General features: G+C 70.4%; 24 protein-coding genes. 8 read left to right on the top strand and 16 right to left on the bottom strand.

Annotated elements, in window-relative coordinates; all coding sequences use genetic code 11:
* Positions 1 to 109: 109 nt before the first annotated feature.
* The 4 genes from AC2SGK_RS05385 to kynU all read right to left on the bottom strand — a co-directional run bounded on the left by AC2SGK_RS05385 (position 110) and on the right by kynU (position 6,576).
* Positions 110 to 3,163, bottom strand: coding sequence for an efflux RND transporter permease subunit (locus AC2SGK_RS05385; protein WP_488322567.1), 3,054 nt, complete (start codon positions 3,161 to 3,163; stop codon positions 110 to 112).
* The gene (locus AC2SGK_RS05380) at positions 3,160 to 4,260 is read right to left on the bottom strand and encodes an efflux RND transporter periplasmic adaptor subunit (protein WP_488322566.1); all 1,101 of its coding nucleotides are present in this window, start codon (positions 4,258 to 4,260) and stop codon (positions 3,160 to 3,162) included. Before AC2SGK_RS05380 ends, AC2SGK_RS05385 begins: the two co-directional genes overlap by 4 nt.
* Entirely contained in the window at positions 4,257 to 5,318 is a 1,062-nt protein-coding gene (locus AC2SGK_RS05375) for an efflux RND transporter periplasmic adaptor subunit (RefSeq protein ID WP_488322565.1), read from the bottom strand. The genes AC2SGK_RS05380 and AC2SGK_RS05375 overlap by 4 nt, the downstream gene beginning before the upstream one ends.
* A 70-nt stretch (positions 5,319 to 5,388) precedes the next feature.
* Positions 5,389 to 6,576, bottom strand: a complete 1,188-nt coding sequence (gene kynU, locus AC2SGK_RS05370; protein WP_488322564.1) for a kynureninase — start codon at positions 6,574 to 6,576, stop codon at positions 5,389 to 5,391.
* A gap of 61 nt (positions 6,577 to 6,637) precedes the next feature.
* Here kynU and AC2SGK_RS05365 point away from each other — a divergent pair, with 61 nt between their 5' ends.
* Positions 6,638 to 7,438: an alpha/beta hydrolase gene (locus tag AC2SGK_RS05365; RefSeq protein ID WP_488322563.1), complete on the top strand. Its 801-nt coding sequence runs from the start codon at positions 6,638 to 6,640 to the stop codon at positions 7,436 to 7,438.
* Here AC2SGK_RS05365 and AC2SGK_RS05360 read toward each other — a convergent pair.
* Positions 7,420 to 8,256 carry an aldo/keto reductase gene (locus tag AC2SGK_RS05360; protein ID WP_488322562.1) on the bottom strand — a complete coding sequence of 279 codons (837 nt, stop codon included), beginning with the start codon at positions 8,254 to 8,256 and terminating at the stop codon, positions 7,420 to 7,422. The two genes, AC2SGK_RS05365 and AC2SGK_RS05360, sit on opposite strands and share 19 nt — an antisense overlap.
* 53 nt (positions 8,257 to 8,309) lie before the next feature.
* Positions 8,310 to 8,780: a YbaK/EbsC family protein gene (locus tag AC2SGK_RS05355; RefSeq protein ID WP_488322561.1), complete on the bottom strand. Its 471-nt coding sequence runs from the start codon at positions 8,778 to 8,780 to the stop codon at positions 8,310 to 8,312.
* 111 nt (positions 8,781 to 8,891) lie between these two features.
* Between AC2SGK_RS05355 and AC2SGK_RS05350 the strand changes: the two genes are divergently transcribed.
* From AC2SGK_RS05350 to bluB, 4 genes are all read left to right on the top strand, one after another.
* A complete protein-coding gene (locus tag AC2SGK_RS05350; protein WP_488322560.1) occupies positions 8,892 to 9,638 on the top strand; it encodes a DUF421 domain-containing protein in 747 nt (248 codons plus the stop codon).
* A gap of 3 nt (positions 9,639 to 9,641) precedes the next feature.
* Positions 9,642 to 9,974: a hypothetical protein gene (locus tag AC2SGK_RS05345; protein WP_488322559.1), complete on the top strand. Its 333-nt coding sequence runs from the start codon at positions 9,642 to 9,644 to the stop codon at positions 9,972 to 9,974.
* 107 nt (positions 9,975 to 10,081) lie between these two features.
* Entirely contained in the window at positions 10,082 to 11,350 is a 1,269-nt protein-coding gene (locus AC2SGK_RS05340) for a lytic murein transglycosylase (RefSeq protein ID WP_488322558.1), read from the top strand.
* The gene (gene bluB / locus AC2SGK_RS05335) at positions 11,347 to 12,021 is read left to right on the top strand and encodes a 5,6-dimethylbenzimidazole synthase (RefSeq protein WP_488322557.1); all 675 of its coding nucleotides are present in this window, start codon (positions 11,347 to 11,349) and stop codon (positions 12,019 to 12,021) included. Before AC2SGK_RS05340 ends, bluB begins: the two co-directional genes overlap by 4 nt.
* On the opposite strand, the gene AC2SGK_RS05330 is transcribed toward bluB, so the two are convergent.
* The 6 genes from AC2SGK_RS05330 to rsfS all read right to left on the bottom strand — a co-directional run bounded on the left by AC2SGK_RS05330 (position 12,018) and on the right by rsfS (position 17,614).
* Complete coding sequence (locus tag AC2SGK_RS05330) at positions 12,018 to 12,518, bottom strand: RNA pyrophosphohydrolase (protein ID WP_488322556.1); 501 nt, start codon at positions 12,516 to 12,518, stop codon at positions 12,018 to 12,020. The two genes, bluB and AC2SGK_RS05330, sit on opposite strands and share 4 nt — an antisense overlap.
* Positions 12,515 to 13,936 carry a S41 family peptidase gene (locus tag AC2SGK_RS05325; protein ID WP_488322555.1) on the bottom strand — a complete coding sequence of 474 codons (1,422 nt, stop codon included), beginning with the start codon at positions 13,934 to 13,936 and terminating at the stop codon, positions 12,515 to 12,517. Before AC2SGK_RS05325 ends, AC2SGK_RS05330 begins: the two co-directional genes overlap by 4 nt.
* Before the next feature lie 16 nt (positions 13,937 to 13,952).
* A complete protein-coding gene (locus AC2SGK_RS05320; RefSeq protein WP_488322554.1) occupies positions 13,953 to 15,155 on the bottom strand; it encodes a murein hydrolase activator EnvC family protein in 1,203 nt (400 codons plus the stop codon).
* Complete coding sequence (gene gpmI, locus AC2SGK_RS05315) at positions 15,152 to 16,666, bottom strand: 2,3-bisphosphoglycerate-independent phosphoglycerate mutase (protein ID WP_488322553.1); 1,515 nt, start codon at positions 16,664 to 16,666, stop codon at positions 15,152 to 15,154. The genes AC2SGK_RS05320 and gpmI overlap by 4 nt, the downstream gene beginning before the upstream one ends.
* A 115-nt stretch (positions 16,667 to 16,781) precedes the next feature.
* The gene (gene rlmH / locus AC2SGK_RS05310; RefSeq protein ID WP_488322552.1) at positions 16,782 to 17,249 is read right to left on the bottom strand and encodes a 23S rRNA (pseudouridine(1915)-N(3))-methyltransferase RlmH; all 468 of its coding nucleotides are present in this window, start codon (positions 17,247 to 17,249) and stop codon (positions 16,782 to 16,784) included.
* Positions 17,249 to 17,614, bottom strand: a complete 366-nt coding sequence (gene rsfS, locus AC2SGK_RS05305) for a ribosome silencing factor (RefSeq protein WP_488322551.1) — start codon at positions 17,612 to 17,614, stop codon at positions 17,249 to 17,251. The genes rlmH and rsfS overlap by 1 nt, the downstream gene beginning before the upstream one ends.
* Before the next feature lie 347 nt (positions 17,615 to 17,961).
* On the opposite strand from rsfS, the gene leuC reads away from it, so the two are divergent.
* The 3 genes from leuC to AC2SGK_RS05290 are packed head-to-tail and all read left to right on the top strand — an operon-like array spanning position 17,962 to position 21,009.
* The gene (gene leuC / locus AC2SGK_RS05300) at positions 17,962 to 19,377 is read left to right on the top strand and encodes a 3-isopropylmalate dehydratase large subunit (protein ID WP_488322550.1); all 1,416 of its coding nucleotides are present in this window, start codon (positions 17,962 to 17,964) and stop codon (positions 19,375 to 19,377) included.
* A 10-nt stretch (positions 19,378 to 19,387) separates the two neighbouring features.
* Positions 19,388 to 19,993 (top strand): 3-isopropylmalate dehydratase small subunit, encoded by a 606-nt coding sequence (gene leuD, locus AC2SGK_RS05295; protein WP_488322549.1) that lies wholly within the window; start codon positions 19,388 to 19,390, stop codon positions 19,991 to 19,993.
* Between the two features lie 5 nt (positions 19,994 to 19,998).
* Positions 19,999 to 21,009, top strand: a complete 1,011-nt coding sequence (locus AC2SGK_RS05290) for an endonuclease/exonuclease/phosphatase family protein (RefSeq protein WP_488322548.1) — start codon at positions 19,999 to 20,001, stop codon at positions 21,007 to 21,009.
* Here the strand turns inward: AC2SGK_RS05290 and AC2SGK_RS05285 are convergent.
* From AC2SGK_RS05285 to bioB, 4 genes are read right to left on the bottom strand one after another with little or no spacing between them, the layout of a single operon-like run.
* Positions 20,995 to 22,224, bottom strand: a complete 1,230-nt coding sequence (locus tag AC2SGK_RS05285) for an adenosylmethionine--8-amino-7-oxononanoate transaminase (RefSeq protein WP_488322547.1) — start codon at positions 22,222 to 22,224, stop codon at positions 20,995 to 20,997. The genes AC2SGK_RS05290 and AC2SGK_RS05285 overlap by 15 nt on opposite strands.
* Complete coding sequence (gene bioD / locus AC2SGK_RS05280; RefSeq protein WP_488322546.1) at positions 22,221 to 22,880, bottom strand: ATP-dependent dethiobiotin synthetase BioD; 660 nt, start codon at positions 22,878 to 22,880, stop codon at positions 22,221 to 22,223. Before bioD ends, AC2SGK_RS05285 begins: the two co-directional genes overlap by 4 nt.
* Entirely contained in the window at positions 22,865 to 24,016 is a 1,152-nt protein-coding gene (locus AC2SGK_RS05275) for an 8-amino-7-oxononanoate synthase (RefSeq protein WP_488322545.1), read from the bottom strand. The genes bioD and AC2SGK_RS05275 overlap by 16 nt, the downstream gene beginning before the upstream one ends.
* A gap of 39 nt (positions 24,017 to 24,055) precedes the next feature.
* A complete protein-coding gene (gene bioB / locus AC2SGK_RS05270; protein WP_488322544.1) occupies positions 24,056 to 25,099 on the bottom strand; it encodes a biotin synthase BioB in 1,044 nt (347 codons plus the stop codon).
* Between the last annotated feature and the right edge of the window lie 39 nt (positions 25,100 to 25,138).

Genomic DNA, 25,138 nt, shown 5'->3' with positions numbered 1-25,138 from the left:
GGCACGGGCGCCCCGGAACAAGGGTTCCGGGGCGCTTTTTCGCGTTCCGCGACGGCCGGGGGGCTGCCGCCCCCCTGACCCCCCGCCCACCGCGTTCAGACTGCGGTGCTCAGGAGCGCGGCGGCTTGACACGGAACACCGCACAGTAGAGCGCCGGCACGAAGACCAGCGTGACCAGCGTTCCCGCGATGATCCCACCCATCATCGCATAGGCCATCGGGCCCCAGAACACCTGCCGCGAGATCGGGATCAGCGCCAGCGACGCGGCCGCCGCCGTCAGCAGGATCGGGCGAGCCCGGCTGTCCGAGGCCTCGAACACGGCGTCCCACTGGCTGCGGCCCTTGAGCAGCAGCTCTTGGATCTCGTGGACCAGGATGACCGAGTTGCGGATCAGGATGCCGATCAGAGCCAGGATCCCCAGGATCGCCACGAAGCCCATCGGCACGCCGAAGGGCACCAGAACCGCCACCACGCCGATCAGGCCCAGGGGGGCGGCGGCGATCACCACCAGCGACATCCGGAAGCTCTGCATCTGCGCCATGACCAGCACGGCCATGATCAGCAGCATCACCGGGACCACGGCGGCGATGGGCGCCTGGCTGTCGGCCGAGCTCTCCACGCTGCCGCCGACCTCGACGCGGACGTCCGGAGACAGGGTCGCCTGATACTCGGCCACCTGAGCCGCCAGCGCGGCGACCAGGGTCGCGGGCTGGTCGGCGGTGGCGATGGCGGCCTTGACCGTCACCGTGGGCAGGCCGTTCCGCTGCATGATCAGCGGCTGTTCCGAGCCGTATTCCAGCGTCACCAGCGCGGCCAGCGGCACCACCCGCCCGTCGGGCAGGTTCAGCTGCAAGTTGCGGATCGAGGCCAGAGACTGGCGGTCGTCGGCCTGACCGCGCGCGACCACGTCGATCAGGAAGATGTCGTCGCGCAGCTGCGTCACGCCAACCCCGCTGAACAGCGCCGACAGGGCCTGGGCGATGTCCTGGCTGGTCACGCCCAACTGACGGGCCTGATCCTGGTCCACGACCAGCCGGACCATGCGCGCGGGCTCGTTCCAGTCCAGCGCGATGTCGCGCAGGCGCGGCTCGGTCGCCATCACGGTGGCCAGGCCCTGGGCCGCGTCGCGGGCGGCGTCGCTGTCGGGGCTGCTGACGCGGTACTGGACCGGCTTGCCGACCGGCGGGCCGATCTCGAGGTTCTTCACGTAGATGTCGACGCCCGGAAACTCCTCCGCCGCCAGCGCGGTCAGCCGCGCCTTGACGCGGTCGCGCGCGGCCAGGTCGGGGGTCTGGATCACGATCTGGCCCATGTTCGGACCCGCCGTCGGCACGTCCATCGACAGCACGAAGCGCGGCGCCCCCTGCCCCACATAGGAGGTCCAGAACAGCACGTCGTTATCGCCGGCAAGGCTGGCCTCCAGCCGGTCCATGTCTGCGCGGGTGCGCGCGATGGAGGCGTTCTGGCGTTCGGTGATGTCAACCAGCACCTCGGTCCGGTCGGAGGTCGGGAAGAACTGCTGCTCCACGAAGCGCATCCCCCAGACCGATGTCGCGAAGATCGCCAGCGTCACGGCGATGGTCAGCCATTTCAGCCGCATCGCCGCCCGCAGCAGCCCGTGGAAGGCGCGGCGCAACCGGCCCGGCCCCTTGTGGGCATGGCCCATGTCGGCCCGCAGGAAGGTCACGCCCAGCAGCGGCGCGAACAGCACCGCCACGATCCAGGACACGATCAGCGACACCGCGATGACCACGAACAGAGAGAAGGTGAACTCGCCCGCGGCCGAGCTGTTCAGCCCGATGGGGATGAAGCCCGCGACCGTCACCAGCGTCCCGGTCAGCATCGGGAAGGCGATGGAGGTCCAAGCATAGCTGGCCGCATCGGTCAGCGATTCGCCGATCTCCAGGCGCGAGATCATCGTCTCGATGGCGATCATCGCGTCATCGACCAGCAGGCCAAGCGCGATGATCAGCGCGCCAAGCGAGATCCGCTGCAGCGTGATGCCGTAGAGGTCCAGGATCACGAAGGTGATCGCCAGGCACAGCGGGATGGTCAGCGTCACCACAAGCCCCGCCCGAAGCCCGAGGCTGATGAAGCTGATGACCAGGACGATGGCCACGGCCTCGGCCAGGGCCTTGACGAAATGGCCCACCGCGTCCTCGACCACATGCGGCTGGTCGGCGAATTTCGCCATCTCGATGCCGATGGGCAGGTCGGCGGCGATGCGCCCCATCAGCGCATCCAGCTCCTCGCCGAACTCCAGGATGTTGCCGCCCTTGCGCATGCCCACCTGCAGGCCGATGGCAGGCTGCCCGTTATAGCGGAACAGCGATTGCGGCGGGTCCTGATAGCCGCGGGTGACCGTCGCCACGTCGCCCAGGTTGAAGAACCGCTCGCCCACGCGCAGGTTCACCGCTTCGATGGAGGCGGCGTCGTCGAACTGGCCGCCCACGCGGACCAGGATGCGCTCGGGGCCGGCCTCGATCACGCCGGACGGCGCGATGGCGTTCTGCTGGGCCAGCGTGCCGATCACCTGCGACTGGTTCAGCCCCAGGGCCGCCAGCCGGGCGGCGGAGAACTCCAGGAAGACCTGCTCGTCCTGCACGCCCAGAAGCTCGGTCTTGCCGGCGGCGTCCAGCGCGGAGACCTGCCGCCGGATCGCCTCGACCCGGTCGCGCAGCTCGCGCGGCGTGAAGCCGTCGGCGGTGAAGGCATAGATGTTGCCGAACACGTCGCCGAAATTGTCGTTGAACTGGAAGCCCGCGAATTCCTGCGGGAAATCGGGGCGGATGTCGCCCATCATCTGGCGCACGCGCTTCCAGACCTCGGGGACGGCAGGGCCGCGGATGGTCGGGTCCAGCTCGACATAGACGACCGCCTGTCCGGGGGTGGTGACGGAGCGGGTGAAGTCCAACTCGTCCAGCTCCTCCAGCTTGGTCTCGATGCGGGTGGTGACCTGCTTCAGCGTCTCGTCGATGGTGGCGCCGGGCAAGCCCGCGCCGATGATCATCGTCTTGATGGTGAAGTCCGGGTCCTCCTCGCGGCCCAGGTTCAGATAGCTGATCGTGCCCGCGATCATCGACACGATCAGCAGGAACCAGACGAAGCTGCGATGCTTCAGCGCCCAGTCGGACAGGTTGAAGCGGGTCTTGGGGGTGCTCACGGTTCCAGCCTCCGGCCGACGGGCTGGCCGGGGGCCAGGGAATTGACGCCGCGGATCACGACCTCGTCGCCCGCCTCCAGGCCCTGCGTGATGGACACGCGGCCACGGAAGGGGGCGGCGGCCTCGACCGCGACCGGATCGACGCGCGCGCCCGCATCGCTGCGGGTGACGCGCCAGACGGTGCTGACGCCGTCGCGGGCGACGACGGCTTCGGCCGGCAGCGACAGCGAGGGCGCATCGACCGAGCCGAAGCGCGCCCGGACCAGCGCGCCCAGCCGGAAGGGCGTGTCGGGCGGCAGGGTCAGGTACAGGCGTCGGGTGCGGGTCGCGCTGTCGGCGATGGGGTCGATGCGGTCCAGCACGGCGGTGACCTCGGTCTGCGGGTCGCTGCGCTGCCAGACGGTGAAGGCCGCGCCGGGCCCGATCCCGACCAGGGCCGGTTCGGGCAGGTCGATCACCACCTCGGGCGTGTTCTCTGCCGACAGCTGCAGCACCGGCGCACCGGCGCCCACCACCGCGCCCGGCGCCTCGTAGACGGCGCTGACCACCCCGGCAAAGGGCGCGGTCATGCGCGCGAAGCCCTCGGCATCCTCGGCCTGCAGCAGCTCGGAGCGGGCCTGATCGGCGGCGGCGGTCGCGGCGCTGGCGGCCTGCTGGGCCTGCTCCAGCTGCGCGGCGGAGGCCACGTTGCGCGCGGCCAGGGCCTGCGTGCGCTCCAGCGTGGCGCGGGCGGTGCGCTCCTGCACCTCGGCCGCGTCCAGGGCGGCGCGCGCGGCCCGCACCGTCGCGGCCAGATCGTCGGTCGAGAGCTGCGCCAGCAGGTCCCCCGCCGCCACCTTGTCGCCCAGATCGACGGGCCGCGCGATCATCCGGCCCAGCGCCTGAAAGCCCAGCTGCACCTGCGTGCGCGCCGCGACCATGCCGGGAATCCAGCGCGCGTCCAGGCCGCGATCGTCCACGATGACGCTGACCACGGGGCGCGGCGGCCCCTCGGGCGGCGCAGACTCCTCGCCGAAGGACAGCCAGCCGGGCAGCGACAGCGCCGCGGCGGGCCCCGCCGCCAGCATCAGCATCAGCGCGATCATCCCCGCCCTCATGGCGCATCCTCCGCGACGGGACGCACCTTGCGCCCCGGATAAAGCAGCTGCGATCCGTCGCCCACCACCCGCTGGCCCTCGCTCAGCCCGTCGGACAGCAGGATCACCCCGTCGCCGAAATGACCGATGGTGACCGGGGTCAGGGTGACGCGATCCTCCTCGTCCAGGGTCCAGACCGCGGGCCGGTCGCCGGTCCGCATCAGCGCGGTCCAAGGGACAGCGACGCCCTGGTCCAGATCCATCGCCAGATGCCCGCGCACCGACGCGCCCAGCAGCGCGGTCTGGCCGGGCACGTCGTCGATGCGGGCGCGCACGGTGACGGTGCCGGTCTCGGGGTCGATCAGCGGCGAGACCTCGGTGACGCGTCCGGTCATCTCGGGTCCCGCGATGTCCAGCGTCTCCAGCCGGACCTCGCGGCCCAGGACCCCGCGCAGCAGCGGGTCGTCGGGGGCCTGGAACACCGCCTCAAGGCCGGGCAGCACCGCAAGGCTGAGCGCCGGCTGCGCGGCGGCGACGACCTGGCCGGGGGCGATCTGCTTGGCGGTGACGACGGCCTCGGAGGGCGCGCGCAGCACGGTGTCGTCCAATGCGCGGCGCGCCTGCTCCACCGCCGATTCGGCGCGTTCCAGCCCGCCCTCGGCCTGGGACAGCGCCTGTTCTGCCTGATCGGCAGCGGCCCGCGTGCCGACCCCGCGCGCCAGCAGCGCCTCGGCCCGCTCCTGCGCCTGGCGCGCCTGCTCGACCCCCGCCCGCGCGGCGGCAAGGCCCGCATCGGCGGCGTTCAGCGCCTGATCCTGCTGGACCGCGTTAAGCCGGGCCAGGGGCTGGCCCGCCGCGACCCGGTCGCCCTCCGCGACCAGCACCTCGGTCACGCGCCCACCCTGCCGGAAGCCCAGCTCCAGCGTGTCCACCGCCTCGATCTGCCCCGAGAGCTGCATGTCCAGCGCCAGGGGCTCGGAGCGCGCGGTGACGGTGGTGACCAGCAGGTCCTGCGCGGCCGCCGGGAACGGTCCCGCCAGCACGGCCATCAGGAGGAGAAGACGGTCAGGCTTCGGCATGGGACCTCCCGGCGCGACAGATGATACCGATCTGTGAGCGCTTTCGAACTTTTTGACAAGCCCCCTTCCCTCAGGTCACGGCCGCCTTGCGGTGGAATGACGCGTCGTCCCAGCTGCCGTCGCGCAGGATGCGGGCCAGCACCTCGACCGCGCGGGCCACGTCGTCCAGATCGTTGTAGAGCGGCGCGAAGCCGAACCGCAGCACGTCGGGCGCGCGGAAATCGCCCACCACCCCCGCCGCGATCAGCGCCTGCATCACGGCATAGCCCTGCGGATGGCGGAAGCCCACCTGCGACCCGCGTTGCGCCGGGTCGCGCGGGCTGTTCAGGACCAGGTCGGGGCACTGCGCCTCGACCCCCGCGATAAAGGCCTCGGTCAGCTCGATGGAGCGCGCGCGCAGCGCGGCCATGTCCACCTGATCCCAGATGTCCAGCGACGCCTCCAGCGCGCTCAGCGCGATGACCGGGGGCGTGCCCACGCGCATCCGCTCGATCCCCGGCGCGGGGCGGTATTCCCGGTCGAAGGCGAAGGGCGCGGCATGGCCCATCCAGCCCTGCAGGATCGGCTCGGCAGCGTCGGCATGGCGCGGATGGGTCCAGATGAAGGCCGGCGCCCCCGGCCCGCCGTTCAGGTACTTGTAGGTGCAGCCCACCGCGAAATCGGCATCCGACCCCAGCAGGTCCACATCCACCGCCCCCGCCGAATGGGCCAGATCCCAGATGGCCAGCGCGCCCGCCTCATGCGCCCGCGCGGTCAGGGCGGGCATGTCGTGGCGGCGGCCGGTGCGGTAATCGACCTCGGTCAGCATCAGCACGGCCAGATCGGGGCCGATGGCCGCCTCGACCTCCTCGGGCGCCACCACGCGCAGGGTCGCGCCCAGGGCCCGCGCGATCCCCTCGGCGACATAGAGGTCCGACGGAAAGTTGCCGCTGTCCGACAGGATCACCCGCCGGCCGGGCCGCAGGGCAAGCGCCGCACTCAGCGCCTGGAACACCTTGATCGACAGCGTGTCGCCCATCACCACCTGGCCGTCCCCCGCGCCGATCAGCCGGGCGATGCGGTCGCCGACCTTGCGCGGCTGGACATACCAGCCCGCCCTGTTCCACCCGGTGATCAGCATCTCCGACCATTCGTCGGCCATCATGGTCGCGACCCGGTCGGCGGCGGCGCGGGGCATCGGCCCCAGGGAATTGCCGTCCAGATAGGTCATGCCGTCGGGCAGATGGAATGCGGCGCGGGTCTTGGTGAAATCGGTCATCATGTGCTCCCTCTTGACGCGACGATAGCGCCGCGATTGGCTGCCCGAAAGAGGGGGAACCATGCTCTATCAGATCACCGATTGGGACGACGCCTACGCGAATGGCGCGCATATCCCGAATGCCGACAGCTATGTCCCCCGCTGGACCGAGGCGGCGGCGGCCTTCCGCGAGGCCCATCCGCCGCAGGAGCTGGGCCGGGGGCACCTGTTCCTGCCCGAGGGTGACCCGCGCGGGCTGATGGTCTTCATCCATGGCGGCTACTGGATGCGGTTCGATCCGACGCTGTGGTCGCATCTGGCCGCGGGCGCGCTGGCGGCGGGCTGGGCCTGCGCGATGCCGGGCTATCCCCTGGCGCCGGAGGCGCGCATCGCGGACATGACCCCCATCGTCGCGGAGCAGATCGCAGAGGCGGCGGGCCGCGTGGCGGGGCCTCTGGCGCTGACCGGTCATTCCGCGGGCGGGCATCTGGCGGCGCGGATGATCTGTCCGGGCGTCCTGCCCGATGCGGTGGCCGCGCGCGTCACCGCCTGTGTGCCCATCTCTCCGCTGACCGACCTGCGCCCGCTGATGCGCACGGCGATGAACGCCACCCTGCGCCTGGACGCGGCCGAGGCCGCATCCGAAAGCCCGGCCCTGCTGGAGCCCCGCGCGGGCATCCCGGTCACCACCTGGGTCGGCGGGGCCGAAAGGCCGGAGTTCATCCGCCAAGCGCGGCTGCTGGCGGATGTCTGGGCGGGGCTGGGGGCGGCGACCGAGTGCGTCATCGACCCCGGCCGCCACCATTTCGACGTGATCGAGGCGCTGGCGGACCCCGCCAGCCCCCTGATGCGACGCCTGCTGGATCAGAGCGGCTTGCGATAGTCGAATTCGTCGGGGTCCGGCCCGGTCCGGTGCCCCCGGTCCAGCGCGTCGATGGCCGCCATCTCCTCGGGCGTCAGGGTGAAGTCCAGCACGTCGAAGTTCTCGGCCAGCCGCTCGGGCTTTTCCGATTTCGGAATGACCGACAGGCCGTGCTGAATGTGCCAGCGCAGGATCACCTGCGCCACCGTCCGGCCCGTGCGCGCCGCCGCGTCGCGGATCGCGGGCGCGTCGAAGCTGTCGCCGCGGCCCAGCGGGGTCCAGCTCTGCGTGACGATGCCCAGCTGCTTGTTCACCGCCCGCATCTGCTCCTGCGTCAGCGATGGGTGCAGCTCGATCTGGTTAAGCGCGGGCGCCACGCCCGTCTCGTCGATCAGGCGGCGCAGATGCGGCTCATGGAAGTTCGCGACGCCGATCGAGCGCACACGGCCCTCGTCCCGCAGGCGGATCAGCGCCTTCCAGGTCTCGACATAGGCGTCCAGCGCCGGCAGCGGCCAGTGGATCAGGTAGAGGTCCAGATAATCCAGCCCCGACCGCTCCATCGTCGCGTCGAAGGCCCGCAGCGCCGCGTCATGACCCTGCGCATCGTTCCACAGCTTGGAGGTGACGAAGATCTCGTCCCGCGCCACGTCGCTGTCGCGGATGCCCGCGCCCATCCCCGCCTCGTTCTTGTAGGCCGCCGCGCCGTCGATCAGCCGGTATCCCACGCGCAGCGCCTCGGCCACCACGGCGGGGGTCTTCGCGTCGTCGATCTGCCAGATGCCGGTGCCCAGCTGGGGCATGGTGCGGCCGTCGTTCAGGGTCATCATCGGTTGGGTCATGCTGTCGTCCTTTCGGCTTCGGCCCACCCAACGCGCCGCGCCCCGGGGCGGGTTCATGCGACAAAATCACCCGTCCGTGCGCCGGTCAGCGCCAGAAGCCGGTCGGGCGCGATGGCAAAGACATGGCGCGGCGTTCCCGCCGCCGCCCAGACCTGCGCGAAATCCGCCAGGCGCGGATCCCAGAACGCCCGCACCGGCGACAGATGCCCGACCGGCGCGACCCCGCCGATGGCAAAACCCGTCCGCGCGCGCACCAGCGCCGCATCCGCCCGGCCCAAGGCCTCGCCCGCCAGCGCCGCGGCCTTGGCCGGATCGACCCGGTTGCCGCCCGCGGTCAGGAACAGCAGGACCGAGTCGCTGTCGGTGCCGTGAAAGATGATCGACTTGGCGATCTGGTCCAGCGCGCAGCCCACCGCATCGGCGGCGTCAGGGGCGGTGCGGGTGCTGCCCGGCATCTCGCGGATCTCCGCCGCGACCCCCGCCGCATCCAGGGCCGCGCGGACCCGTTCCAGACTGTCGCTCATCCCCGGCCCTCTCTTGCCGCGCGCAGCCTAGCGGGCGCGCCGCCCGCGTGGAACCCCCCGCCCCGGCGGCGGTTGTGCGGGATGCGGCCCCTCCGTCGCGAAAGGCAGCCCATGGATCAACCGGTCATCCCCTTCGATCTGGCCCGGATGTTTCTGGGCGAGCATCCCCCACTCTTCTATGCCGAGATCCTGGTCCGCACCCTGCTGATCTACATCTATGCGCTGCTGATGATCCGCTGGATCGGCGGGCGGGGCGTGGCGCAGCTGTCGATGGTCGAGTTCCTGCTGGTCATCGCCCTGGGGTCCGCCGTGGGCGACGCGATGTTCTATCCCGACGTGCCGCTGCTGGCGGCAATGGCGGTCATCACCACGGTCGTGGCGCTGAACAAGGTGCTGGACCGGCTGATCGTGCATTTCGACCGCGCCAAGCGGGTGATCGACGGGCGGCCCATCGCGCTGGTCCTGGACGGGCGCATCCTGTCCGACGTGGCCGGTCATCGCGACCTGGGACTGGCCGAGATCAAGGCGATGCTGCGCCTGGCGGGCGTCTCGAACCTGGGAGAACTGCGCGCCGCCTATCTGGAGGCGGGGGGCGGTCTGTCGGTCTTCCGCCGCGCCGTGCCGCAGCTGGGCCTGTCGCTGCTGCCGCCCGAGCATCTCTTGAACGGGCCGCCCGCCCCGGCAAAGGCGCTTGCGATGAACGGTCAGACATGCTGTTCCCTCTGCGGTGCGCTCTCGGGCGCGCAGATCATCGCCACCCGTGCGCGCTGTCCCGACTGCGGGGGCCGCATGTGGCAGGCGCCCGAATGGCCCGAGGGGGCCGACAGCGCCCAGGGCGGCGCCAAACCGATGGAGTAAGCCATGAAGGTCTTCACGCTGGTGGTCGAACTGGGCAGGCGCGCGGGCGACGGGCTGCCCAAGGGCGCGACCGGGGCGGGGCTGGTCTGCTATGCCGCCGGCCATGACGAACCCGAGGCCGTGCGCGAGACCGTGGCCATCCTGAAGCAGGCCGAGATGGCCCCCCTGGACGTCACCGGCTATGGCACGCTGGAGGAGCGGCTGGCCGAGGGCCATGAGATCGACGAGGCCGAGCGCGCCCTGATGGAGCGCGCCCTGGCCGAGAATGCCGTCATCATCGCCCAGATGACGCCCTGGTTCGGCGAGGCGCCGGACTCGGAATCGCTGCTGCATTAACCGTGCTACCCAAGCGGGAAAGCTTGGTCTAGACTGCCGGGCAATGACCAGATCCGGGCCCGAAATCCGGACATATTCCACTCGGCAGTCCAAGACAGGCACCTGACATGACCCTTTCCCGCTTCCTTCTGTCCACCACCTTGATCGGCGCGCTGGCCGCCTGTGCATCGCCGATATCGCGCATGCCCGCCGCGGGCGGCCCCCGCGCGCCCGCCGACGTGACCGTGACCCCGATCCCCCCCGCCAATCCCGGCGACGAGGCCGGTCTGCAGCGGTTCGTCCAGCAGTTCCGCGCCCGCGCCCTGTCCTCGGGCGTCTCGGCCGGGACCTATGACCGCGCCATGGCGCTGGCCCGCTACAACCCCGAGGTGATCCGCCTGGACCGCCGCCAGGCGGAATTCTCGCGCCCGGTCTGGCTGTACCTGGACAGCGCCGTGTCGGACGTGCGCATCACCACCGGCCGTCAGAAGCTGGCGCAGCTGAACCCCGTGCTGGCCCGGATCGAGGCGCAGTACGGCGTCCCGCGCGAGATCGTGCTGGCGGTCTGGGGGATGGAATCGAACTTCGGCGCCAATCGCGGCCGGATGCAGATCATCCCGTCGCTGACCACGCTGGCCTATGACGGCCGCCGCGGAGAGATGTTCCAGAACCAGCTGATCGCCGCGCTGCAGATCCTTCAGGCGGGCGACACCGACCCCCAGCACATGCTGGGCAGCTGGGCGGGCGCGATGGGGCATACCCAGTTCATGCCGACCTCCTATCTGGAATACGCGGTCGACTTCAACGGCGACGGCCGCCGCGACATCTGGTCCGAGGACCCGACCGATTCGCTGGCCTCGACCGCAGCCTATCTGGCGCGCAGCGGCTGGCAGCGCGGCGCGACCTGGGGCGCCGAGGTCCGCCTGCCCGCGAACTTCAACATGGGCCTGATCGGCAAGGGCACCCGGCGGTCGGCCGGCGACTGGTCGGCACAGGGCGTGCGCACCATGTCGGGCGGCGGGCTGCCGGCGGGCAACGGCTCGATCATCATGCCGGCGGGGGCGCGGGGGCCCGCCTTCTTCATCACCGACAACTTCCGGTCGATCCTGCGCTACAACAATTCGGACAACTACGCCTTGGGCGTGTCCTACCTGGCGGAGCGCATCGCGGGCCGTCCGGGCATCCAGGGCGCCTGGCCGCGCCAGGACCGCACCCTGTCCACCGCCGAACGCCAGGAGATCCAGCAGCGCCTGGCGCAGCGCGGCTTCTATCAGGGAGAGATCGACGGCCTGTTCGGTTCGGCCACGATGGAATCGGTCTCGGCCTTCCAGCGGTCCATCGGCGTGACGCCGGACGGCTATCCGACCTCGATCCTGCTGGACCAGCTGCGCCGGTGAGCGCAGGCGACGGCCTCGCCCCGGCGGGGCCGTTTTCGAACGCGGAGCGCGCGGCGGTCTATCGCGCGATCCGCGAACGCCGCGACGTGCGCGGCCAGTTCCGCCCCGACCCGGTCGACCCCGCGACCCTGCGCAGCCTGCTGCAGGCGGCGCATGACGCGCCGTCCGTCGGGCTGTCGCAGCCGTGGAACTTCATCCTGATCCGCGACTCGGCGCTGCGCGGGCGCATCCATGACGCCTTCGCCGCGGCCAATGCCGAGGCCGCCGACCGCTTTCCCGACCGCAAGGCGCTCTATTCGTCGCTGAAGCTGGAGGGCATCCTGCAAGCGCCGGTCAACCTGTGCATCACCTGCGACCGCACGCGGGGCGGCGCGCATGTGCTGGGCCGCACCCATGACCCGGCGTCCGACCTCTATTCCACCGCCTGCGCGGTGCAGAACCTGTGGCTGGCCGCGCGGGCCGAAGGCATCGGGGTGGGATGGGTCAGCATCTTTCGGCCCGACGACCTTCGCGGTCTGCTGCACCTGCCCGACCATGTGGTGCCGGTGGCCTATCTGTGCATCGGCCATGTCACCGAACTCTACCGCCAGCCCGAACTGCAAAGCCGGGGCTGGGCAGCGCGCCTGCCGCTGGACGAGCTGATCCTGGAGGATCGCTGGCCCGCGCCCTAGGCCAGATGGGGGCGGAAGGCGCCCAGCACCTCGGCATAGACAGCGCGCTTGAAGGGCACGATGCTGTCCAGCACGTCCGCCGCCCGCATCCACCGCCACTGGTCGAACTCCGGATGGGCGGTGTCGATGCGGATGTCGCCATCCTGGCCCAGGAACCGCAGCGCCAGCCATTTCTGGCACTGACCGCCATAGCGGCCCTTCCAGATCCGGCCGACGATCTCGGGCGGCAGGTCGTAGAAGACCCAGCCCGGCGTCTCGTCCAGCACCTCGACCAGGGAGGCATCCACGCCGGTCTCCTCGGTCAGCTCGCGCAAGGCGGCCTCGCGCGGGGTCTCTCCGGGGTCGATCCCGCCCTGGGGCATCTGCCAGGCGGGCGGCTGGTCGGGCGCGCGGTCGATCCGCCGACCGGCAAAGACCAGCCCCGCGCGGTTGATCAGCACGACCCCCGCGCAGGGGCGGTAAGGCAGGCCGCCCGGCCCGGTCCGCTCGGGGATCATCCCTGATCGGCCGCGTCGTCGTCCTGCCCGGTCGCACCCTCGCCGGTCACGGCAGGGGTGGCGGAGGCGGGCACCTGGTCGGCGCGGAAATCCACCGCCGCCAGACCCTTCAGGACGTCCACCGCATAGGCGAGCTGGTAATCCTCCTCGCGCAGGGCGGCGGTGGCCTCGACCTCGGCGGCCTCCTCCTCCATCTGCTTGCGCATCTCGTCGCTGACATCGTTGCCCAAGGCGCCGCGCAGATCGGCCTCGGACCGGCTGAAGTCGCTGTTGCTGCGGGCCTCCGGCTCCTCGGCCTCGGGGGCCGGGGCGGGCTGGGCCACCAGGATGTCGGGCTGCACGCCCAGGGCCTGGATCGACCGGCCCGACGGGGTGAAGTAGCGCGCCGTGGTCAGGCGGATGGCGCTGTCGGCGGTGACCGGCATCACCGTCTGGACCGAGCCCTTGCCGAAGGACTTCTCGCCCACGACGATGGCGCGGCGATGATCCTGCAGCGCGCCCGCGACGATCTCGGAGGCGCTGGCCGAACCGCCGTTGATCAGCACGACCATCGGCTTGCCCTGCGCCAGATCGCCGGCCTCGGCGTTCCAGCGCTCGCTTTCCTCGGGGTTGCGGCCGCGGGTGCTGACGATCTCCCCGGCATCCAGGAAGGCATCGCTGACGCTGATCGCCTGGTTCAGCAGACCGCCGGGATTGTTGCGCAGGTCCAGCACGAAGCCGGTCACCCGCTCGATCCCGCCCGCCTCCTTGACGGCCTTGTCCAGCTCGGCGCGCAGCGTGTCATAGGTCTCGTCGTTGAAGGTCGAGACGCGCAGCACCACCGCATGGCCCTCCACGCGCGACCGCACCACGGTCAGCTTGATCGTGTCGCGGGCCATGGTCAGGTCGAACGGCTCGCTCTCGCCCTCGCGCAGGATGGTGATGGTGATGTCGGACCCGACCGGGCCGCGCATCATCTCGACCGCGTCGTCCAGGGGCAGGCCCAGCAGCGATTCGCCGTTCACATGGGTGATGAAATCGCCCGGCTGCACGCCCGCATTGGCGGCCGGCGTGTCGTCGATCGGGGCCACGACCTTGACCAGGCCCTCCTCCTGGCTGACCTCGATGCCCAGCCCGCCGAAGCTGCCGCGGGTCTGGGTCTGCATGTCCTCGTAGTCGTTGGCCGACAGGAAGCTGGAATGCGGGTCCAGCGAGGTCAGCATGCCGTTGATCGCGGCCTCGATCAGCTCCTTGTCCTCGGGCGCCTCGACATAGTCGGTGCGGATGCGCTCGAAGATGTTCCCGAACAGCTCCAGCTGCTGATAGACCGAGGCGTTGCCCTCGGCGGTCTCCTGCGCCAGCAGCGGTCCGGCGATCTGCGTGGTCGCCAGGGCTCCGGCCAGAACGCCCCCCAGGCCTGCGATCAGATAGTGTCTCATGGCGGTCTTTCCTGCCTCAGTCCTGTTGCGGCTCGACGACGGGATTCAGCACGAACCAGTCGGCGGGGTCCAGCGTTTCGTTGCCCTGGCGCAGCTCCAGATACAGCGTCTCGCTGCGTCCGGCCTGCGCCCCCTGGGCGGCATTGGCGACGAATTGCGAGCCGAACTCCTGGGCGGGGGCCTCCATGCCCCCCATCAGACCGACCGGATCGCCCGCCTTCAGAACGTCACCCACCTCTCCGAAGACCTGGGCCAGGCCCGCGAAGATCATAAGATAGCCGCGCGATGGTTCGGTGATCATCACATTGCCGTAATCCAGGAACGGCCCGCGATAGCGGATTGTCGCAGGCCAGGGCGTCTGCACCAGGGCCGCGGGCGCGGTGGCGATGACCCAGCCCGGACGGCTGACCCCGGCGGCGTCGGGTTCGTTGTAGGGGCGCAGGATGGTGCCCACCACCGGCAGGGGCAGGCTGCCCTGCGCCCCTTCGAAATCCTCCATGGGCGGGCCGACATCGTCCTCCATCCGGGCGATGCCGGTGGCAAAGTCCTCCAGGCTCTGGGCGGCGGTGCGCAGCGCCTGCAGCTCCTCGGGCTCCTCGCCATAGCGGACCGGCATGGAGCTGCGGTCGGTGACCGCGCTGGCCAGCAGCCGCCGCGCCTCCTGGACCGAGGCCAGCCCGCTGCCCAGCATGCCCGCCGCATTGGCCTGCAATTCGCGCACCGTGGCGATCTCGTCCAGCTCGTCCTGCAGCGATTCCGCCTCGGCGCGCAGGCCCGGCGTCACGCCCGACAGCAGCATCCCGGAGCGCGCATTGGCCAGCGCCCCCGCGGGATGCAGCAGCATGGTCGATTCGGGGCTCTGCTGCAGGGCGGTCATCGCGCCCAGCACGCCAGCCAGGCGGTCGCGCTGCGCCTCGAAGCGGTCGCGCAGCTCGGCCTCGCGCAGGCTGGCCTGGCGCAGACCGTCGCGCAGCGCGGCCAGGCCCAGCTCATAGCCGCGGATCACCTCGGTCAGGGCCACGACCTGGTCGTCGGCGCTGACCGCCTCGCCCAGTTGACCCAAGGCCGCGCGCAGCAGCGCCGCGGCGGCCTCGGCATCGGCGACAGCGCGGTTGGCGGGCGTCAGCTGCGGCGCATCGGCCTGCGCATGGGCGGGCAGGCCCAAGGCGGGGGCCAGACCCAGCCCCAGGCACAGCGTCAGGACAAGGCGCGCGCTCATCGGCAGATCAGGCTTTCCCCGGTCATTTCGGCCGGCTTCTTGAGCCCCATCAGGTCCAGGACGGTGGGCGCCAGATCGGCCAGCCGCCCGTCGCGCAGCCCGACCGCATCCGGCGCGCCATAGACGATGACCGGCACCGGGTTCAGCGTGTGCGCCGTATGCGGCCCGCCCGTCGCGGGGTCGATCATCTGTTCGCAATTGCCGTGATCGGCGCAGATCACCGCCGCCCCGCCCGCGGCGTCCAGCGCCTCCAGCATGCGGCCCAGGCCCCGGTCCACCGCCTCGCAGGCGCGGGCGGCGGCGGCCAGATCGCCGGTATGGCCCACCATGTCGGGATTGGCATAGTTCACCACGATCAGGTCGTAGCCCTGCCCGATCACCGCGACCAGCGTCTCGGTCACCTCGGCCGAGGCCATCTCGGGCGCCAGGTCATAGGTGGCGACGTTCGGGCTTTTCGGCATGTGGCGGTCCTCGCCCGGTTCGGGCGTCTCCTTGCCGCCGTTCAGGAAGAAGGTCACATGCGGATATTTCTCGGTCTCGGCCAGGCGGAACTGGCGCAGCCCCTGCGCCGCGACCCAGGCGCCCAGCGTGTTGACAACCTGCCGCTTGGGGAAGGCGGTGCGCATGAAGGCGTCGTGGCGGGTCGAATAGTCGACCATGCCCAGCATCATCGCCCAGTCGGGCCGCGCGCCCGCGTCGAACCCGTCGAAGCCCGGCTCGCCCAGCGCCGACAGGATCTCGCGCGCGCGGTCGGCGCGGAAGTTCAGGCAGAAGACCCCGTCCCCGTCACGGGCCCCGGCATAGCCGTCGATCACGAAGGGGGTCACGAATTCGTCCGTCTCGCCGCGCGCATGGGCGGTGGCGATGGCCGTGGCCGCATCGGGCGCGGCCTCTCCCTCGGCCGCGACGATGGCGCGGAAGGCGCGCTCGACCCGGTCCCAGCGGGTGTCGCGGTCCATCGCGTAATAGCGCCCGATGACCGTGCCGATCCGCGCGCCCTGCGGCAAGCCCTCCGTCAGCGTGGCCAGAAAGCCCGGCGCGCTGTCGGGGGCCACGTCGCGGCCGTCGGTGATCGCGTGGATGACCACCGGCACGCCCGCCCCGGCCACCGCCCGCGCCGCTGCCAGCACATGGGTCAGATGCCCGTGCACGCCGCCATCCGAGATCACGCCCAGAAGATGCGCCGTCCCGCCCGTCCGTTTCAGCGTGTCGATGAAGCCGGTCAGCGCCTCGTTGCGGGCGAAGCTGCCATCTTCGATCGCCAAGTCGATCTGGCCCAGATCCATCGCGACCACGCGGCCCGCGCCGATATTCGTGTGGCCGACCTCGGAATTGCCCATCTGCCCCTTGGGCAGGCCCACGTCCGGGCCGAAGGTCGTCAGCGTGGCATGCGGGCAGTCGCGCATCAGGCGGTCGAAATGCGGCGTCGCGGCGCGGTCGGGCGCGCTCTGCTCGGGGCGCTCGGAGAGGCCCCAGCCGTCAAGGATGCACAGGATCACGGGTTTGGTCATCGGAGCCTCGCGGTTTTGCCCTCTCTATCGCCGCCGGGCGCGCGCGGCAACCAAGGGACCGGGGGCCAGCCCCCGGACCCCCGGGATATTTGCGTGAAGAAGAAGCCCGGCCGGATCACGCGCGATGATAGGGAGAGCCCGCTAGGATCGTGGCGGCGCGATAGAGCTGTTCGGCCAGCATCACCCGGACTAGCAGATGCGGCCAGACCATGCGGCCCAGGCTGATCTGCCAGTCGGCGCGGGTGCGCAGGGACGGGTCCAGCCCGTCCGCACCGCCGATCACGAAGCAGACATCGCGGGCCCCGTCGCGCCAGGCGGCGAGGCGCGCGGCGAATTCGGGCGAGGTCGGCTGATCGCCGCGCTCGTCCATCATCACCACGGCGGCACCGGGCGGGATGGCGCGCGACAGCAGCTCCGCCTCGGCGGCCATGGTGCCGGCGCGGCGATCCTCGACCTCGTGGACCGAGACGGGCGGCAGGCCGAGGCTGCGACCGGTCTTGGCGAAACGCTGGAGATAGTCGCCGACCAGCGCCGCCTCGGGGCCGGATTTCAGCCGCCCCACGGCGGCGATGTCGATGCGCATCAGCCCTGCGGCTGATAGCCCGAGGTCGGCGCGGTCTCGCGCACGCGGGCCAGCGCGTCGGCCGGCAGCCACATCTTCTCCAGCTGATAGAACTCGCGCACCTCGGGGCGGAACACGTGCACGATCACGTCATCGGTGTCGATCAGCACCCAATCGCCGGCATCCTTGCCCTCGATCCGGGGGCTGCGCCCGGTGACCTGCTTGACGCGCTCGGCCAGCTTCTCGGCGATGGCGCCCACCTGGCGCGAGCTGCGGCCTGATGCGATCACCATGTGATCGGCGATGGCGGTGCGGCCGCGCAGATCGATGGACACGATGTCCTCGGCCTTGTCGTCATCCAGGGATTTCAGCACCAGATCCAGCATCTGGTCGCTGGTTGGCGCGGTCGAGGTCGGCCGACCGGCCGACGGGACGTCTTGTGACAGGGTTTCATCCTCCGGTCCGCGCGCCGATAGCCCCCGGCGCCGGGGTTCCCCCAACATAGCATCTTTTCGCCCCGTCTCAATCGCCCGCGGCATTTTCCTGGGGTCGGACGCGCTTGCCAGCGGGCGGATGCTGGCCTAATCTGGCCCGATGATGCGTTATTTCGACATCCATGACCGCGCCCGCCTGCCGGGCCGCTTCTACGGCGAGATGCTGGGCGTGACCGCTCAGGGGTGAGGGCTGCGCGCCCTTCACCCCATTTCCGCATCACAGCCGAAAGACCTCAGCCATGACCGCACGCACGCTTTACGACAAGATCTGGGACGCCCATGTGGTGGATCGCCAGGAGGACGGCACCTGCCTTCTGTATATCGACCGCCATCTGGTCCATGAGGTGACCAGCCCGCAGGCCTTCGAGGGCCTTCGCATGACCGGCCGAAAGGTCCGCGCGCCCGAGCGCACCATTGCGGTGCCCGATCACAACGTGCCCACCACGCTGGACCGCCAGCAGCGCATCGACAACGAGGAAAGCCGCATCCAGGTCGATGCGCTGGACCGCAACGCCCGCGAGTTTGGGGTGCACTACTATCCGGTGACGGACATCCGGCAGGGCATCGTGCATATCGTCGGCCCCGAACAGGGCTGGACCCTGCCCGGCATGACCGTCGTCTGCGGTGACAGCCATACTGCGACGCATGGCGCCTTCGGGGCGCTGGCGCACGGCATCGGCACGTCGGAGGTCGAGCATGTGCTGGCCACCCAGACCCTGATCCAGGCCAAGTCCAAAAACATGAAGGTCGAGATCACCGGCCGTCTGGCCCCCGGCGTGACCGCCAAGGACATCGTCCTGCGCATCATCGCCGAGACCGGCACCGCGGGCGGCACCGGCCATGTCATCGAATATTGCGGCGAGGCGATCCGCAACCTATCGATGGAAGGCCGCATGACCATCTGCAACATGGCCATCGAGGGCGGCGCCCGCGCCGGTCTGATCGCGCCGGACGAGGTCACGTTCAATTATGTCAAGGGCCGCCCCCATGCGCCAAAGGGCGCGCAATGGGAGGCCGCCGTCGCCTGGTGGAAGACGCTGTTCAGCGACGAGGGCGCGCATTTCGACAAGGTCCTGACGATCCGCGCCGAAGACATCGCGCCCACCGTTACCTGGGGCACCTCGCCCGAGGACGCGCTGCCCATCACCGCGACCGTTCCCGCCCCCGAAAGCTTCGCGGGCGGCAAGGTCGAGGCCGCGCGCCGGTCGCTGGACTACATGGGCCTGACCGCCGGGACGCCGCTCACGGAGATCGCCATCGACGCGGTCTTCATCGGCAGCTGCACCAATGGACGGATCGAGGACCTGCGCGCCGCCGCCGAGGTGCTGCGCGGGCGCACGCTGGCGCCGGGCGTGCGCGGCATGGTCGTGCCCGGATCGGGCCTGGTGCGCGCCCAGGCCGAGGAGGAGGGGCTGGACGTCATCTTCACCAATGCCGGGTTCGAATGGCGCCTTGCGGGCTGTTCGATGTGCCTGGGCATGAATCCCGACCAGCTGAAACCGGGCGAACGCTGCGCCGCGACCTCGAACCGCAACTTCGAGGGGCGTCAGGGCTACAAGGGCCGCACCCATCTGATGTCGCCCGCGATGGCGGCAGCGGCAGGCGTCACCGGACGCCTGACCGATATCCGCGAACTCGCAGCGCAGCCCGCCTAAAGGACAGATCATGGACAAGTTCACCACCCTGACCGGCATCGCGGCCCCCATGCCGCTGGTCAACATCGACACCGACATGATCATCCCCAAGCAGTTCCTGAAGACCATCAAGCGGTCGGGCCTGGGCGTGAACCTGTTCGACGAGCTGCGCTATGACCGCGAGGGCCGCGAGATCCCCGATTTCGTCCTGAACCGGCCCGCCTATCGCGACGCCCAGATCCTGATCGCGGGCGACAATTTCGGCTGCGGCAGCTCGCGCGAACATGCGCCCTGGGCGCTTCTGGATTTCGGCATCCGCTGCGTGATCTCGACCAGCTTCGCGGACATCTTCTTCAACAACTGCTTCAAGAATGGCATCCTGCCGGTGGTCCTGCCCCAGGAGGCGGTCGACGCGCTGATGCGCGACGCCGAGAAGGGCGCGAATGCCCGCCTGACCGTCGATCTGGCGGCCCAGACCGTGACCGGCGCCGACGGCACGGCCTATGGGTTCGACATCGACCCGTTCCGCAAGCATTGCCTGATGAACGGGCTGGACGATATCGGCCTGACCATGGAGAAGGCCCCCGCCATCGACAGCTTCGAAAGCGCCATGGCGCAGGCCCGCCCCTGGATCTGAGGTCCGTGGATTTAAGGGCGCTGGCCCTTCTGGTCCTCGCCACGCCGGCGGGGGCCGAGACCCTGCGCGTCGCCACCTGGGACCCCGGCCTGACGCGGGACGGGCCGGGGCTGCTCTTGCGCGACATCGGGCGGGACGATCCGCAGGTGCGGGCGGCGGCGCAGGTCATCGCCCATGCCGCGCCCGATGCGATCCTGCTGACCGGGCTGGACTGGGACCTGGACGGGCGCGCGCTGGCGGCTTTCGCGGACCTGCTGGCGGCGCAGGGCCATGCGATGCCGCATCGCCACGCCTCCCAGCCCAATACCGGCCTGCCCACCGGGCGCGACATGGATGGCGATGGGCGCGCAGGCAGAGCGCGCGATGCGCAGGGCTATGGCGCCTTCACCGGCCAGGGCGGCATGGCGATCCTGTCGCGCCTGCCCATCGCGGGGGTCACCGACCATACCGCTGGGCTGTGGCGCGACATGCCGGGCAACCGCATGCCCGACAGCCCCTACGCCGACATCCAGCGCCTGTCGACCACCGCGCATTGGGACGTGGCGCTGACCACGCCCACCGGGCCGCTGCATCTTCTGGCCTTCGCGGCGACCCCCCCGGCCTTCGAGCCGCGCAACACGCACCGCAACCATGACGAGGCCGCCTTCTGGCTGGACCACCTCCCAGACGCGCGCTTCGTGATTCTGGGCAACGTGAACCTGGACCCGGCGGATGGCCACGGAGATCCGGCCGCGCTGGCGGCCCTGCTGGCCGTCACGCAGGACCCGCAGCCGCGCGGCACCTGGCAGCCGCCCCAGACCGGGCCGAATGCCGCGCAGCAGGGCGATCCGGCGCTGGACACCGCGGAATATGCGCGCGCGCCGGGGAACCTGCGGCTGGATTACGTGCTGCCCGCGACAGCGCTGCGGGTGCTGGACGCGGCCGTGATCTGGCCCGCGCCTGACGATCCGCTGGCCGAATCCGTGGCGCTGGCCTCGCATCGCAAGCTGGTCTGGGTCGATCTAGACCTCGAATGAGGTGACCGCGCCCCAGGCCGCGTCCAGATCCGCGCCCGTCACGCAATAGGGCGGCAGCACATAGACCGTGTTCCCCAAAGGCCGCAGCAGTACGCCACCGTCCAGGCAATGCGCGCGCATCCGCGGTCCGACCTCGGACAGGTAGCCGCCCTCGGGGACCACCAGATCGGCCGCGGCGATGGTCCCGCATTGGCGGATGTTGGTGAACCGCCCGTCCAGCCGCGCCAACCGTTCGGCCTGCATTGCGGACAGGGCGTCCAGCCGCGCCTGCATGGGGCTTGCCTGCCACAGCCGCACCTGCGCCAGCGCCGCCGCGCAGGCGATGGGGTTCGCGGTATAGCTGGAGGAATGATAGAAGGTCCGCCGCCGGTCCGTCGACCGGTGCGCGTCAAAGATCCGCGCCGTGGCCAGCGTCGCGGCCAGCGGCACCACCCCCCCGGTCAAGCCCTTGGAGGTGCAGAGGATATCCGGCGCGACGCTCGCGTGATCACAGGCCCAGAGCCGCCCCGTCCGTCCCCATCCGGTCATCACCTCATCCGCGATCATCAGCACGTCATGCCGGTCGCAGATCGCCCGCAGCCCGGCCAGAACCTCGGGCGGATACATGCGCATGCCCCCCGCGCCCAGCACCAGCGGCTCCAGGATGATCGCGGCCATCCGCCCCGATGCGGCCAGCGCCTCGAAGGCCGCCAGCGTCGCCGCGCCGTCGCCCTCGGGGAAGGGCAGCCTGTCCACCCCGAACATCATCGGGTCGTAGGCGGCGTTGAACACGCCGCGCTCGCCCACGCTCATCGTGCCGATGGTGTCGCCGTGATAGCTGTCCTCGATCACCGCGATGCGGTGGCGGCCGTCGCCCTCATGCCGCCAATAGCCCAGGGCCATCTTCAGCGCGACCTCGACCGCCGTGGACCCGCTGTCGCTGTAGAAGACATGCTCCAGCCCCGCGGGCGTCATCGCCACCAGCACCTCGGCCAGCTCCTCCGCCTGGTCATGGGTCAGCCCGGCAAAGATTACCTGATCCAGCCGCCCGGCGGTCTGGCGGATCGCCTCGACGATTTCGGACTGGTTGTGGCCATGCGTGACCACCCACCAGCTGCTGATCCCGTCCAGAAGCCGCCCGCGATCGGTGTCGATGAACGCCCCCGCGCTGCCCGTGGCCCGCAGCGGGGCCGGTTCGGTGCCGTGCTGAAAGAACGGATGCCAGACGGCGCTCACGCGAAATCCTCCGCCCGGAACCCGGCCCGCATCGCCGCCGACAGGCTGTCGCGGTCCAGCCGCTCCAGGACCGGCAGGCGCCCCAGCACCCGCACCTGCCCGATCTGCCCGATGGTCGCCATGTTGTCGTCATTGGCGGGACCGACGAAGGCCACGCCATGCACCGGCACGCCCCGCGCCCGCAGGCTTTCCAGCGCGGTCAGGCTGTGGCTGATCGTGCCCAGACCCGTGGCGCAGACGACGATCACCGGCACCTGCCAGCGCGCGAACAGATCGGCGTAAAGCACCTCCCGCGTGACCGGCACCAAGGCGCCGCCCGCCCCTTCGATCACCAGATCCCGCGCCTCAGGGATCGCCCAGGTCTCCGGCTCCAGAACCACCCCCTGCAGCTCCGCCGCCCGATGCGGAGACAGCGCCTCGCGCAGCAGCACGGCCTCGGGATGGGTGCGCGCGCCCGACAGCCGCTCGACCTCGGCGCGGTCGGTGCCGGGCTGGGCAACGCCCAAGGGCCGTTCCGCGCCGTCATTCGGCACGTTTCCGGCCAGCCCGGACTGCACCGGCTTCCAATAGTCCGCCCCGATCAGCCCGCACAGCCCGGCCGAAAAGACCGTCTTGCCGACATCGGTGCCGGTGCTTGTGATCACAAATCGGGCCATAGCTCCTCCAGCGTCTCGGCCAGGCGGATCACCTCCGCCCGACTGGGGTTCAGCGTCAATGAGACCCGCAACCGCGCGGTCCCCTGCGGCACCGTGGGCGGGCGGATGCCTCGCACGTCGAAGCCCCTCCCCTGCACCGCCGCAGCCAGGGCCATGGCCTGCGCATTGGGGCCAACAATCAGCGGCACGATCTGGCTGCCGCTGACCGGCACCTGCGGCAGACGCCGCGCCATCTCGGCGCCGAAGGCCGCCACATGACCCGCCAGCGTGGCCTGCCGCCACGGCTCATCGCGCAGGATCGCCAGCGATTCCAGCCCCGCCACTGCCATCAGCGGCGAGGGCGCGGTCGCGAAGATGAACGGCCGACAGCGGTTCACCAGGAAATCGATCAGCACTTGCGGCCCGCAGATCAGCGCCCCCGACCCGCCCAGGGCCTTGCCCAGGGTATGCAGGGTCATGACATTCTCGCGCCCCTCCAAATGATGCGCCAAGCCGCGTCCCTCCGGCCCGAAGACCCCGGTCGCATGCGCCTCATCCACCATCAGAAAGCCGTGCCGATCCGCCAGCCCCATCAGATCGTCCAAGGGCGCGCGGTCCCCGTTCATGCTGTAGAGGCTCTCGACCGCGATCCACACCGCACCGGTGTTGCCCCGACCCCGCCACTGCGTGATCACATCCTCGGCATGCCCGACATCCCCATGCCGGAAGGTCGCGACCTCGGCCCGCCCCGCCCGCGCCCCCTCATGCGTGCTGGCATGGGACAGCGCATCCATCAGCAGCAGGTCGCCCCGTTGCGGCAGGGTCGTGATCACCGCGAAATTCGCCACATAACCGCCGCCAAAGCCCAAGGCCGCCTCGGCCCCGAAGAACCGCGCGGCCTCCGCCTCGAACCGCGCCTGCGCCTCGGTCTCGCCGCGCAGCAGGCGCGACCCCGCTGCACCGACCGGCGCTGCCTCCAGCCCGCGCCGCACCGCCGCCACCATCCGCGACGACTGCGCCAGCCCGATGTAATCGTTCGACGAAAAATCAATCCCCCGCCGCGGGTTCAGCGACCGCAGCCGCGCCTCACCCTCCAGCGCCGCCAGATCTAGCCGATAGAACGCCAGCCGGTCCACGCCCTGCCCCTTCTTCTTCACTCAAATATCCTGGGGGTCCGGGGGTGAAACCCCCGGCGCTCAGCGCAGGATCGGGATGGCTGGATCCGCCGCCAGCAGCGCCTCCCGGCGCGCCTCGTCGGGCGCATGCTCATGCGCCACCATCGGCTGCAGGCCCAGCTTGGCGAACAGTCGCATGTCGCTACCCTCCTCGGGATTGTCCTTGGTCAACAGCGTGTCGCCGACAAAGATCGAGTTCGCCCCCGCAAAGAAACACATCGCCTGCATCTCGTCCGACATCGCGGTCCGGCCTGCCGACAGACGCACATGGCTGCGCGGCATCATGATCCGCGCCGTGGCGATGGTGCGCACAAAGTCGATCGGATCGACCGGCGCGGCATCCTCCAGCGGCGTTCCCGCGACCGGGATCAGCATGTTGATCGGCACGCTGTCCGGCGGCGAGGGCAGATTGGCCAGCGTCACCAGCATGTCGACGCGGTCCTGCTGCCCCTCGCCCAGGCCCAGGATGCCGCCCGAACAGACCTTGATCCCGGCCTGGCGCACATTCTCCAGCGTGTCGATCCGCTCGGCAAAAGTCCGGGTCGTGATCACAGTGGCATAATGCGCCTCGGAGGTATCGATGTTGTGGTTGTAGTAGTCCAGCCCCGCCTGGGCCAGCTGCGCCGACTGATCCGCATCCAGCATGCCCAGCGTCATGCAGGTCTCCATCCCCAGGGCCTTCACCCCCTCGATCATGGCGACGATCTGCGGCATGTCCCGCGCCTTTGGGCTGCGCCAGGCGGCACCCATGCAGTACCGCGTGGCGCCCGCATCCCGCGCGCGCCGCGCCTCGGCCAGAACGCGCTGGACCTCCATCAGCTTGGAGGCCGACAGACCGGATTCGTGCCGGGCCGACTGGCTGCAATAGCTGCAATCCTCGGGGCATCCGCCGGTCTTGATCGACAGAAGCCGGCTCAGCTGCACGCGGTTCGGGTCGAAATGCTGCCGATGCACGGTCTGCGCCTGGAACATCAGGTCCATCAGCGGCTGGTCGAACAGCGCGCGCGCGCTTTCGGCGGTCCAGATGCGGCGGTTGCCGTCGGTGTTCGGTTCGCTGTGCAGCATGGCTCTCCCCCTTGGACCTGCGCCGTGCCTAGCACCCCG

This window comes from Paracoccus sp. NIOT.M2S5SZ12 (genome assembly GCF_057748165.1).
This window is presented reverse-complemented; position numbering and strand designations above follow the sequence as displayed.

Bases quoted from the DNA above. Each gene is read 5' to 3' on its own strand.
- AC2SGK_RS05380 (WP_488322566.1), bottom strand. From the start codon at position 4,260: ATGAGGGCGGGGATGATCGCGCTGATGCTGATGCTGGCGGCGGGGCCC.
- AC2SGK_RS05375 (WP_488322565.1), bottom strand. From the start codon at position 5,318: ATGCCGAAGCCTGACCGTCTTCTCCTCCTGATGGCCGTGCTGGCGGGA.
- kynU (WP_488322564.1), bottom strand. From the start codon at position 6,576: ATGACCGATTTCACCAAGACCCGCGCCGCATTCCATCTGCCCGACGGC.
- AC2SGK_RS05365 (WP_488322563.1), top strand. From the start codon at position 6,638: ATGCTCTATCAGATCACCGATTGGGACGACGCCTACGCGAATGGCGCG.
- AC2SGK_RS05360 (WP_488322562.1), bottom strand. From the start codon at position 8,256: ATGACCCAACCGATGATGACCCTGAACGACGGCCGCACCATGCCCCAG.
- AC2SGK_RS05355 (WP_488322561.1), bottom strand. From the start codon at position 8,780: ATGAGCGACAGTCTGGAACGGGTCCGCGCGGCCCTGGATGCGGCGGGG.
- AC2SGK_RS05350 (WP_488322560.1), top strand. From the start codon at position 8,892: ATGGATCAACCGGTCATCCCCTTCGATCTGGCCCGGATGTTTCTGGGC.
- AC2SGK_RS05345 (WP_488322559.1), top strand. From the start codon at position 9,642: ATGAAGGTCTTCACGCTGGTGGTCGAACTGGGCAGGCGCGCGGGCGAC.
- AC2SGK_RS05340 (WP_488322558.1), top strand. From the start codon at position 10,082: ATGACCCTTTCCCGCTTCCTTCTGTCCACCACCTTGATCGGCGCGCTG.
- AC2SGK_RS05330 (WP_488322556.1), bottom strand. From the start codon at position 12,518: ATGATCCCCGAGCGGACCGGGCCGGGCGGCCTGCCTTACCGCCCCTGC.
- AC2SGK_RS05325 (WP_488322555.1), bottom strand. From the start codon at position 13,936: ATGAGACACTATCTGATCGCAGGCCTGGGGGGCGTTCTGGCCGGAGCC.
- AC2SGK_RS05320 (WP_488322554.1), bottom strand. From the start codon at position 15,155: ATGAGCGCGCGCCTTGTCCTGACGCTGTGCCTGGGGCTGGGTCTGGCC.
- gpmI (WP_488322553.1), bottom strand. From the start codon at position 16,666: ATGACCAAACCCGTGATCCTGTGCATCCTTGACGGCTGGGGCCTCTCC.
- rlmH (WP_488322552.1), bottom strand. From the start codon at position 17,249: ATGCGCATCGACATCGCCGCCGTGGGGCGGCTGAAATCCGGCCCCGAG.
- rsfS (WP_488322551.1), bottom strand. From the start codon at position 17,614: ATGCTGGATCTGGTGCTGAAATCCCTGGATGACGACAAGGCCGAGGAC.
- leuC (WP_488322550.1), top strand. From the start codon at position 17,962: ATGACCGCACGCACGCTTTACGACAAGATCTGGGACGCCCATGTGGTG.
- leuD (WP_488322549.1), top strand. From the start codon at position 19,388: ATGGACAAGTTCACCACCCTGACCGGCATCGCGGCCCCCATGCCGCTG.
- bioD (WP_488322546.1), bottom strand. From the start codon at position 22,880: ATGGCCCGATTTGTGATCACAAGCACCGGCACCGATGTCGGCAAGACG.
- bioB (WP_488322544.1), bottom strand. From the start codon at position 25,099: ATGCTGCACAGCGAACCGAACACCGACGGCAACCGCCGCATCTGGACC.